Raw genomic sequence first — 10,482 nt, 5'->3', positions numbered from 1 at the left:
TATAGTGTCCTCAGGAAGATTATTGAATAGTTCCGTATGGGAGCGGAGCATCCGGGTGGATTATGTTATTTATTGCATTAGCGAAATTTAAGACAAAACTGAGCAAAGAGATCGTCTCTCAAAACATGAAAGATATTGAGGAGGATACAAAGGGACAGGTCAGGTACCTGAACATCTACTGGACACTCGGAAGGTATGACACGGTTGTTCTTTTTGAGGCACCTGATGAAAAAGTTGCCATGAATGTTGTTCTCAAGCGAATGGACCGGATGGATATTGAAACTCTGGTTGCTGTACCGGCGGATGAAAATCATCCTTCAGGTCCGGTTTGATCATCATCCTGTGCCATGGTATCTGATCACATCTCTTTCGCCAGACCTGATTTATATATCATGGCACTTTTTCTCTCATCCTACAGGGATTTCTCTGAATTATAAGAGATAATTTTTATATGAGTATCTCAATAATTGTTTTAGAATCAATTATGGCAGATTTACCAATTGCAGCCGTAACCCGTGTTGCCAAAAACGCAGGCGCTGAGCGTGTCGGTGCCGATGCATCAGAGATTCTTGTCCAGAAGACTGAAGAGTTTCTTGGAGAACTTGTTCGTGAAGCAGTAAAGCTTGCAAATCATGCAGGCCGCAAGACCATCAAGGAAGAGGACATCGAGATGGCTGCAGAAAAGTTCGCCTAATTTTTTCCTCATTTTTCACAGGTATCGGTTACACCTGATCTAGCAGGTGTTTTGTATGAACAGATTTTTCCATCCGCCTTTGCTTTGTTCTTGAATTCATACACCCGGTATGGGGAAGTAGTTACACGATAAGATAAGTCCGATTTTCAACAACCTGAAAAGCTGAAAAATAATTAGGACTTACGCAGATAGAGCAATTTGTTAATTTATCTAAATAATTTTATAATATAGTTACTATAATCCCATTTCCTAAAATTTAAGTCAAGTTACTGGTTGCGTAAGTCCTACCAGATATCGAGATTAATGGGTATGACTCTCCATTACCGGTCATAATATCAATGAAGATTATCATGAAGACAAAGAGCGTGAAAAAAGATCCCGGCAGAGAGGAACAGGCGGTGAAACCAGGAACCAGCCTATCGAAAAAAAATCCTCATAGGAACATCCAGGTTAGTTTCCGATGAAGGTAACAAAAATATCTTCTCCAGAAAGGAACTATCAATGTGTATATAAATTACTGAAAATTTCATCTCAAGGATATCAGGTTTAATATAAATAAAGAAAGGAAATAATAATAAGAAATAATTGAGCCTGATTCAACATGGGAGAAATAACACATAACCCTCTTCAATACATCATAACAGAATCCGGAACAAAAATTTCGGTTGTCCTTCCTATTGAAGAGTATGAGAAAATGGTAGAAGATATTCATGATTTAGCTGTTCTTGCAGAGCGGAAAGAGGAAAACAGTATTTCATTATCTGATATGAAGCATCTATTGAATCATTCATGAATAATCAATATGAAATTGAATTCCGGAATAGTGTTAATAAAGATTTGAAAAAGATCTCCCCACATATCATCACAATAATTTTTTCAGCCATCGAAGAACTCGCCCACAACCCATATCCTTCAGGGGTGGCAAAACTGACAGATACCGAATCGTATTATCGGATTCGCATAGGAGATTATCGGGTCATTTACGAAATCTCCAAAAATGAGCATAAAATCATAATTTCGTATATCCGACATAGGAAAACGGCGTATAATATTTGATACTGTTATATGGAACTCTTAATTTATGTTAGGCATGGAATGATACAGTATCAATGAGCAATGTAAAGATATCCTACATCCACATTGGATTCAGGTTATGCCAGCATATCAGATCCACCGTTCTGTTGTTCCTTCTCTGTGTCCATCTTCTGAAACACTTAAAAAATTTTATTCTGTGGAAGAATTGACCTCTATCCCACCCGCCAAAATGCCGCCCTCTTCTTTGGCCATTCCCGGATCATCCCTCTGACCCGGGTGACCAGTATGACAAACTCATCGTGTATGATAATCCGGTTTCCTGGATTCTGGTGGGTTCAGGTCAGGAACGGGAAGGCCAATCAAAAACAGGATGAGATCTCTTATTGGGACTTTCCTGATAATCCAATTCCCATCCCTGCTAACCTCAATCATATCATTCTCTCCGGACCTGATTGTTACGATCTTTTCATACCTGTCATGTGTTTCCCGTTCTGATGTCAGGATGAACGCCATTGTTTACCTCCGTTCCGGGCCTTTTCACAGGAGTAACAGACAGAACAGATACCGGTCATAGTATCATGATTAGACCTGGAAATTCCTCGCATGTCACTGAGAGAACATCTGCCATAGTCTATCTGCCTCTCCCATCCGGGAGGTATTCAGTGTTCCCGGCAGGGCGGTAAAGGACAGGTTCGCCCTGGCAACTGCTTTTGAATAATATTTCTGGCAGAGCAACGGGTAATTTTTTCTTCCCCCTTTCTCACCTGACGGTTTTTCTCTATACAATGGACCCATTTTGCTCCACAGATGGCACATGGTCCCGAGTGGCTGCCGTGAATCTGGGGTATATGCTTCAGGATCAATCGCTTCTATGCTCAGTTGTTTCTGCTCTCTTCAGGGGTGGGAGATCATCTGGTTCTGAGGAATCCGGAAATATGTCCCAACCCTCATTTAATGTATAGGATTTGGAAACGACGGATGGACCTTCCTCCTGTTCGTATCCAATATTGTGAGGGGTGGGAACAGAATCCGCAGTGGGTGACAGATAGACAGGTGCAGGTGTTCCATATGCATTCTCATCTTCCCGGCCTTTCGTTTTCTTATTCATATTATTTTTATTATAAGAGGTATTTTCAGATTCCACTCCTGAATTGTCCGAATCATAAGGGGTGGGAGTTCCCGTCCAACCCGGTTTTTCTCCCGTCCTCCCACTCCCGAGGTCATCGTGGAGGGCTCTCCTTACTGGCCAGACTCCTCTAAAGAATCAAGCCAGGACCCTCCACCAGATACCTATTTCTGGTATATCTCATAAATCATCGGTATTTGCATAGAAGGCCGGCTGCCCGTGTGCCTAAGAAGATCCGGACCTATCAGAGGAATGAGTTGCACAATTATCGATCTTCCTGGGCTTAAATTGAGGTTTTTTCTTAAATAGTATCCTTCCGGATCATTTTGAGAGCGTTGTATGTACCGATCCACATATGCTCATACCTGATACGAAAAAGGAATGCATCCTGGACATCAAGGCATTATCAGATTCCCGTACTCATATTGACATTGAGATGCAGGTGCTTGATCTAAAATCAATGGAGAAACGAAGTCTCTTTTACTGGGCAAAGATGTATCTTGATCAACTTACCAGAGGTCATGGTTATCATGAACTGAAACGCACTATCATGATAAATATCCTGGATTATATGCTGATGCCAGTTGCAGATCTTCACACCTGTTTTCAGGCATATGACAAAACCCATGACATCCTTATGAGCGATGTATTAGAAATTCATTTTCTGGAACTTCCAAAAGTTCATAGGTGTAAGGAACAATATGAAGGTACAGATTTACTATCGTGGCTTATATTTTTAAATGCAGATACGGAGGAGGAGATAATTATGGTAACTGAAAGCAAACCCGCTGTTCAAAAGGCATTCCATTCACTTCAGATGATGAGTCTTGATGAAGAGAACCGGCGACTCTATGAAGCAAGAGAGATGTTTCTTCATGATCAGGCTACACGAATGCAGGAAGCCAAAGAGGAGGGATTGGAAGAGGGGATCATAAAAGGGAGAGAACAGGGATTAGTGGAAGGGATGATAAAGGGTAAAGAACAGGGATTAATGGAAGGAAAACAACAGGAGAGAGAAACAGTTGCCAAAAACCTCCTTTCTCTGGGTATGGATGCTGAGTTCGTGATAAAAGCTACCGGTCTGGATAAATCTGATATCGAGAAACTGAAAACATCCCTCTATATTCCATCCGAATAAATTATCTTCGATCTCCTTTCTTTTTTTATCAGGTGATTCATCTGGATATACATAAGTGATCCCCACTCAGTATTTTTATGAGGTTTTTCGTCACCTGACAGATCTTATGCGAAAACCGGTCTTCATCTTTCATCTTGTGCGAGAACTTCTCAGTATACTGCACCCACTTCCATCACAGACAGCACAGGGTCCCCCCCATACCCAGTTGATCGGGCCATAGTTATCAGGGTCGATCAACGGGGGGTGACTGGAGTGTCCGGAGAAAAAACCCACCTGATCGGAGAAGACCGGAGAAAATTTTTCTCCATAACTTTTCTCTTTCAATTCACGAACCGGATCCAGAATGGCTTTTGTATCCACCTTTTCATCTGACCGGAGAAAACCGCCTGGGGGAGAGAGGAGTATAAAGTGGGATTGGTATTCTCTGCACTTGGATTTTTTCTCCGGTCATTCTCTAAGTGAATATTATTCTTATTATTCTAAGAATACTCTTCATTCTGCTCTTCTTTGGGTGGAGGAAATTTTTCTCCGGTGGGCTTCTGACATTCTCCGGTCTCTCCGGTAATGTGATCTGGTGTACCTGCTTTGGAGCCTGATGGAGGTTCACACACTCATGCTGGATTTTTTCTCCTCCCTGCTGAACGTATCAAGGATCATCTGCCCGATGATGATCGTTTTATGTTAATCCATGACCTCCCAATGGCCACCCTTTGCAGGACCTACTCTCTGTATTTTACCACTCTTTTTGAGGGCAGCTATCTGTTTTTCGATCGCCCGTGGTGTCATATCAAGCCGGACTCCTATCTCCTTGGCAGATAATTCAGGTTCCTCTTTCATCAGGGTAATGATTTTCTCCGAACTTTTCTCCGAACTTTTCTCCGAACTTTTCTCCGAACCTTCACGCTGGTTACGGTGAATAGTAGCGGTGAAGAGTCCTCCTTCCCGATCATCGATGAAGTCAATATCCGGCCAGTCTTCCAATGCCCTTTTAATTCCTGATCCAAGTCCCCGGTAGGGAAGGAGTCCTTTTGCGATAAACGAGACCAGAACCGGATTTCTGATGTTTGAGTTTCCATTCCGGATCTTTTCAACGGTCAGATTATTTGGCAATGTTCCCGGACTGATAATTTCAATCCGGTTGTCAAAGATGAAGATTGACTCAGATAACACCGTTCCGGTCAAAGTATGGTTTATCCTGTCCTTTGGGTATGGTGAGAATGATGACGACCCGATCATTTCCGATAGATACGTTCTCCGTTTTGACGGTTAACGGGTTTTTGATACTTTGTGAGGCAGTGTTGCTGATGAGTTGGTTAATACGGGATACGTCAGAAGAGGAGAGTCCTGGGATTGTTCCGTTGTCAGCGACTCCGATATAGATAATCCCTCCTTCAGCGTTTGCAAACGCTGCCATCTCTGCTGCCAGGGAATCCGTGCTGGTAATATTTTGTTTGAACTGACGGTGGCTGTCTTCGCCGAGAGAGATTTGGGATAAGAGAGTGTCCGGGATCATACAACAAAATCAAGGGAATAATTGGTTCATTGATATGTTTCTCTGTCAGTCGCAATAAATGGGCATGGTAATGAGCGGTAAAAGTTCTTTGGATAAATTGAGTCATGTTCAATACATCATAGGTAAGGACATGATCCTCCTCCTCTACGATAAACATACTCTCCATCTCCGAATCACTATCATAGTGACTGTTCAACCACCCCTCACCAGAGTTTGACATCTCGTACTGCTCCCGGTCTCAGGTGTTATTCTCCTGACGTCAGGGACCCATTCATCTGATGAGTCTGTCCAGTCCCTGTAAGTTCCAGGATCCTTCCCGAGACCCCCATCGGAGTGAATCAGTCCTCCTTCCCATTTACTGACAAATGCGAGATTAAATCGACATTATCAAGGCTGATGTCATCGTACTTCAGAGTATTCGTTATCGACAGAGTCTGAATGAGAGCAATGATATCGATCATTGGAATGAATAACTGAGAAATATTTAAGAATAGATACTGACGAGAAAAGAATTTTTTAAAAATTAATGCGAGGAGCCGGATTTGAACCGGCGAACCCCTACGGGATTAGGCCCTGAACCTAACGCCTTTGACCTGGCTCGGCGATCCTCGCTCGATAACAGACTGATAAATACACAAGACTCTGACAAGTATCAGAGACAATTGTGCCTATACAGATTAGCGTTCACCAATAATAAGGATTCGGAATGAATCCTGAAATCCCTTAGGACTCCTGATATCTCCGAAGCTCCCTCTCTCTCAATTCTCCTCGTTTAATTTTCCCAGAGAGCGTTTTTGGAAGTTCCTCTACAAACTCAATGATACGGGGATACTTGTATGGAGCAGTCACTTTCTTGACATGCTTCTGGATATCACGGATAAGCTGGTCTGATGGTTCATATCCGGCCTTCAGAACGATAAAAGCCTTAATGACCATACCCCTGATGGGATCCGGAGATCCGACCACCGCGGATTCCTGCACTGACGGGTGCTCCTGTAGAGCGCTCTCTACCTCAAATGGACCGATACGATATCCTGAACTTTTTATGACATCATCATCCCTGCCGACGAACCAGAAATAACCATCCTCGTCCATGTAGGCCTTATCGCCGGTGTAGTAAAACCCGTTTTTAAATACATCTGCATTAGCTTCCGGATTGTCCAGGTATTCAACAAAGAGACCGACCGGCCGGGGGTTGAGACTGATCGCTATCCGCCCTTCGGTCCCTTGGGGGACGGGGTTTCCATCTTCATCATGCAGCTCAATCTTCCAGCCAGGCGATGGTTTTCCCATGGATCCTGGTTTATGCACCATACATGGGAAAGTGGCGACACAGCAGCAGGTTTCACTCTGCCCATATCCTTCATAAATCGGAAGACCGGTCTCTTCCTGCCAGATCCTGATGACTTCAGGGTTTAAGGGTTCTCCTGCTGAAATACAGTGGCGAAGAGAGCGGAGATCATATTTTGCAAGGTCGGCGATGATGAGCATCCGGTAGATCGTTGGCGGGCAGCAGAACGTCGAGATCTCATACTTTTCAATAAGCGGGAGGAGCTCGGTCGCCTTGAACTTTCCTCTGGCATCATACACAAACACACAGGCCCCGACTATCCACTGACCGAATATCTTCCCCCATCCACACTTTGCCCAGCCGGTATCTGATGAGGTAAAATGCAGGTCATTGCTGTTCAAGTCCTGCCAGAGACGTGCCGTGACAATATGCCCGAGCGGGTGCGAGTGGTTGTGGAGCACCATCTTCGGCTCACCGGTCGTTCCTGAAGTAAAGTAGATGAGCATCGGGTCAGATGCATGGGTCTTTTGGGTTATCGGCATGCTTATTGCAGACCTGGAGACCGGGGCCGGGTAAAAGAGTTCATACTGATAACTGATCCAGTTTGGCAGTTCACCATCTATCAGCATCCGGTGCTTAAGCGTCGGGCAGAACCTGCAAATCTTTTCAACCTTGTCAGCATTCTCGGTATCAGTAATAATAAATTCAAATTTACCTGCATTAATCCGGTATTGCAGATCCTTTGATGTCAGCATGGTCGGGGCAGGACAGAAGACTGCACCAAGTTTGATAAGGGCGATGACAAAGATCCACCATTCAGGGATCCGGTGGAGCATGAGCATCACCCGGTCACCTTTTTTCACTCCGTATTTTATCAGAATATTTGCCGCTTCAACCGAGAGATTCCGAAGATCGCGGAAGGTATATTTCTTCTCCTGACCGTCCTGGCTTACCCAAATCATTGCCAGTTTGTTCCGGTCGGTCTCTGCCCATTTGTCTATGACATCAAATCCGAAATTATAGAACTCAGGCACATCAATCCTGAACGTTTCAACAAACTCATCGTATGATGTCATCTGATGAGGGATCTCATGTTTCATTCGTACCAAAGGTTACGCGTGCTGCTTTAATATACCATTGAAGTATGGTCCGATGCAGTATCACCGTCATGGTGGATGAGCTTTATTCGGTTATCTATCTGCATGAGGGATTCACCGCCAAATTGAGGGATTTGTCCATTAGTATTATGGTATGGAAAACCCCATGATATCTGGAATGGAAGATAAACGATACGATAGCCTGAAGATTGAAAATATTGTTGCGTCAGGGGCTATTGCAGATTCAATAGATTTAGAGATAATTTCAAAAAATATCGATGGATGTGAACTGAATACAAAACGATTCCCAGGAGCTGTCTATCGGATTGAAAACCCGAAGATTGCATCACTCATCTTTTCTTCCGGAAAGGTGGTGCTGACGGGTATCAGGGATACCGACTCACTTGACAAAGGTCTTCTTCTCATTATTGACAAGATGAAAAATGCCGGTATCACCTGTTTTGATGAACCTCGGGTTGCAATCACAAATATCGTCTGTTCCTATGATATCGGGAATAAGATCAACCTGAATAAAGTTGTGATGACCTTAAACCTTGAGAATATTGAATATGAACCTGAACAGTTCCCAGGGCTTGTCTACCGTATCAGTGACCCAAAGATTGTAGCTCTCCTCTTCTCATCCGGTAAGATCATCCTGACGGGAGGAAAGAATATGGAAGATATAAAGAAGGGTCTGAATTTCCTCGAGCAGAAGCTCGGGAATATCATGTAATTTTTACTGCCAGAACCGGTGGGTTTTTACAAAATTTCGTTCCGCTTTTAAAATCTCCCGCATCAGGGCGTCGCCATTCGTATAGGTCGCCAGGATTCTCGATGCGGTTTCAGGCCCCACGCCTTTCGCCGAGAGGATGATTATCGCTTTTTTCCCGCTTGAGAGAACCATATTCGCATTTCTGATAAGCTTCTGTTCTATGGCTTTTTCTTCCGGATTTTTCGTCTTTTTATTTGCAATCGAATAGAGTTCAGTCTCGTAGGGTTTTAGTGCTGCAATGAGCCGGGCGCCACAATTCCCGCAGACTGGTTGATCAGGAACCCTGGCTACCACGGTTTTACTCTTCCATTTCCGACAGTTCATACAGGCAAGCAGTACCTCCTGCCGGTCCAGACGAGCTTTCAGTGCAGATAGTACGGCCTGGTCAGCGGATGGCGGCGGTATCTGATCACGGGATGAGGAAAAGAGGGCCGCACCTCCTATCATACTGGGCGGGCTGGTAACAACCTGAATCTCCCCCGCATGAATGGCACTTATGATCCTGGTTGCATGGGAGACATCCATGTATCGGGTAAAGAGTTCGCGGTAGGTCTCTTCCTGGATCTGCGGATGAGAAAGCAGGTCGGCAAGGCGGTGCAGGCTCAGTCGTTCATAATCCGCATCAGGGTCTATGGCTCCGAATTTCTTTGAGATCTGAACCAGTTTCCACTTGAAAAGTGAGGTCCGTTTCATAGCCAGTTCAAGAATCCCTCTGATGTGGTCAGGATCAAGAGTGGTCAGGATCTCCCTGACATCAGCAACGGAGATCTCCCGTGGCACCCGGAGCAGGATCCGGTAGGCATCCAGTTCAAGGCCGATGGTCGAGCCAAACCTGGCAGACAGGAGTATAGACAGAACCCGGCCGATTGCCTCATTGGTCTGATGACCGGCACAGATGTTTAATACTACCCCTTCTTCAGAGTATTCAATCGTCAGGAGCTGGTCGGTGGGAATGATTCCGTGATTTTTCTGGACCAGGTCAAGAAATCCGTTTGCAAATGCGATAGATGCACGGTCTTCTGTATATAGTTCAAACTCCCTGGTCCGGCGAAGTCTGCCAACTTCCCGTGCGATCTCATAGGGGACCGGTATCTGCTCACCCTCCCATGAGGGAAGTTCCCCATCTGCGTTTCGTGCCGGTTCAACGGTGACTTTTCCCTCTTCAAGATCCAGAACACGCCAGAGCTGACCACGTGTGATGAAAACCGCTCCGGTGTGAAGCGAAGTAATAATAAATGCTTCATCAAGCGTCCCGACGGTCCTCCTGGTTACAATATCATATACGGGAAATTTCCGTTCATCCGGGATCATCGAGAGGTTCCCTGAGAGATACCGCCGTGCCCTGCTGGTCGTGATGATCCGGTTCCCATCCCTACGGATGAGGTAGTGTTCGGTTAATTGTCCGATAATTGCTTCAAGTGTCTCAATATATCGGATCCCGACTGAAGATTTTGATATAATGGAGAAGACGTCATCAATGGATAGTTCTCCATATTCAACTGCAATTGCTGCAATCTGGTTTCCTATGACATCTCCCGCCTGATAAGAGGGGATAACGTCTTCGACAGCTCCCTGCCTCGCACGGGATGCGATCACCAGTGATTCACAGAGGTCATCAAAACCGCTGGTAATAATAGTGCCTTTGGAGACCTTTCCGATCTGATGACCGGCCCGGCCGATACGCTGAACCAGTCTGCTGACCTCACGGGGTGATCCGAACTGGATGACATGTTCCACATGACCAATGTCGATCCCGAGTTCCATGGAAGACGTACAGATGAGAGTTTTTATCTCTCCCCGTTTGAACCGGTCTTCT

Annotated in this window: 12 protein-coding genes and 1 tRNA gene; 6 read left to right on the top strand and 7 right to left on the bottom strand. The window is 44.9% G+C overall.

Translation table 11 applies throughout. The features are described from left to right. The first annotated feature begins 62 nt into the window (after positions 1-62). The 4 genes from LDL35_RS11625 to LDL35_RS15395 all read left to right on the top strand — a co-directional run bounded on the left by LDL35_RS11625 (position 63) and on the right by LDL35_RS15395 (position 1,750). Positions 63-332, top strand: a complete 270-nt coding sequence (locus LDL35_RS11625; RefSeq protein WP_304022568.1) for a GYD domain-containing protein — start codon at positions 63-65, stop codon at positions 330-332. A gap of 152 nt (positions 333-484) precedes the next feature. Continuing rightward, complete coding sequence (locus LDL35_RS11620) at positions 485-694, top strand: histone family protein (protein ID WP_304022566.1); 210 nt, start codon at positions 485-487, stop codon at positions 692-694. 601 nt (positions 695-1,295) lie between these two features. Continuing rightward, positions 1,296-1,487 carry a type II toxin-antitoxin system Phd/YefM family antitoxin gene (locus LDL35_RS11615; RefSeq protein ID WP_304022565.1) on the top strand — a complete coding sequence of 64 codons (192 nt, stop codon included), beginning with the start codon at positions 1,296-1,298 and terminating at the stop codon, positions 1,485-1,487. Beyond that, complete coding sequence (locus tag LDL35_RS15395; protein WP_369694927.1) at positions 1,484-1,750, top strand: type II toxin-antitoxin system RelE/ParE family toxin; 267 nt, start codon at positions 1,484-1,486, stop codon at positions 1,748-1,750. Before LDL35_RS11615 ends, LDL35_RS15395 begins: the two co-directional genes overlap by 4 nt. A 273-nt stretch (positions 1,751-2,023) precedes the next feature. Here the strand turns inward: LDL35_RS15395 and LDL35_RS11610 are convergent, their stop codons facing one another. Next, a complete protein-coding gene (locus tag LDL35_RS11610; protein WP_304022564.1) occupies positions 2,024-2,242 on the bottom strand; it encodes a hypothetical protein in 219 nt (72 codons plus the stop codon). Positions 2,243-3,165: 923 nt separating this feature from the next. Here LDL35_RS11610 and LDL35_RS11605 point away from each other — a divergent pair. Continuing rightward, complete coding sequence (locus LDL35_RS11605; protein WP_304022569.1) at positions 3,166-3,993, top strand: Rpn family recombination-promoting nuclease/putative transposase; 828 nt, start codon at positions 3,166-3,168, stop codon at positions 3,991-3,993. Positions 3,994-4,122: 129 nt separating this feature from the next. On the opposite strand, the gene LDL35_RS11600 is transcribed toward LDL35_RS11605, so the two are convergent. From LDL35_RS11600 to LDL35_RS11580, 5 genes are all read right to left on the bottom strand, one after another. After that, complete coding sequence (locus tag LDL35_RS11600) at positions 4,123-4,353, bottom strand: hypothetical protein (RefSeq protein ID WP_304022563.1); 231 nt, start codon at positions 4,351-4,353, stop codon at positions 4,123-4,125. A gap of 321 nt (positions 4,354-4,674) precedes the next feature. Further along, positions 4,675-5,229: an ATP-binding protein gene (locus tag LDL35_RS11595; RefSeq protein ID WP_304022562.1), complete on the bottom strand. Its 555-nt coding sequence runs from the start codon at positions 5,227-5,229 to the stop codon at positions 4,675-4,677. Next, a complete protein-coding gene (locus tag LDL35_RS11590; protein ID WP_304022560.1) occupies positions 5,153-5,506 on the bottom strand; it encodes an ATP-binding protein in 354 nt (117 codons plus the stop codon). Before LDL35_RS11590 ends, LDL35_RS11595 begins: the two co-directional genes overlap by 77 nt. Before the next feature lie 527 nt (positions 5,507-6,033). Continuing rightward, positions 6,034-6,118: transfer RNA gene (locus tag LDL35_RS11585), tRNA-Leu, on the bottom strand. Positions 6,119-6,229: 111 nt separating this feature from the next. Then, the gene (locus tag LDL35_RS11580) at positions 6,230-7,873 is read right to left on the bottom strand and encodes an AMP-binding protein (protein WP_304022559.1); all 1,644 of its coding nucleotides are present in this window, start codon (positions 7,871-7,873) and stop codon (positions 6,230-6,232) included. Between the two features lie 199 nt (positions 7,874-8,072). Here LDL35_RS11580 and LDL35_RS11575 point away from each other — a divergent pair, with 199 nt between their 5' ends. After that, positions 8,073-8,627, top strand: coding sequence for a TATA-box-binding protein (locus LDL35_RS11575; protein ID WP_048067245.1), 555 nt, complete (start codon positions 8,073-8,075; stop codon positions 8,625-8,627). 3 nt (positions 8,628-8,630) lie between these two features. On the opposite strand, the gene LDL35_RS11570 is transcribed toward LDL35_RS11575, so the two are convergent. Then, the coding region (locus LDL35_RS11570) for a helicase-related protein (RefSeq protein ID WP_304022556.1) at positions 8,631-10,482 on the bottom strand (1,852 nt) is incomplete at its 5' end.

The organism is Methanospirillum hungatei, from assembly GCF_020216685.1.
GTDB lineage: Archaea > Halobacteriota > Methanomicrobia > Methanomicrobiales > Methanospirillaceae > Methanospirillum > Methanospirillum hungatei_B.
This window is presented reverse-complemented; position numbering and strand designations above follow the sequence as displayed.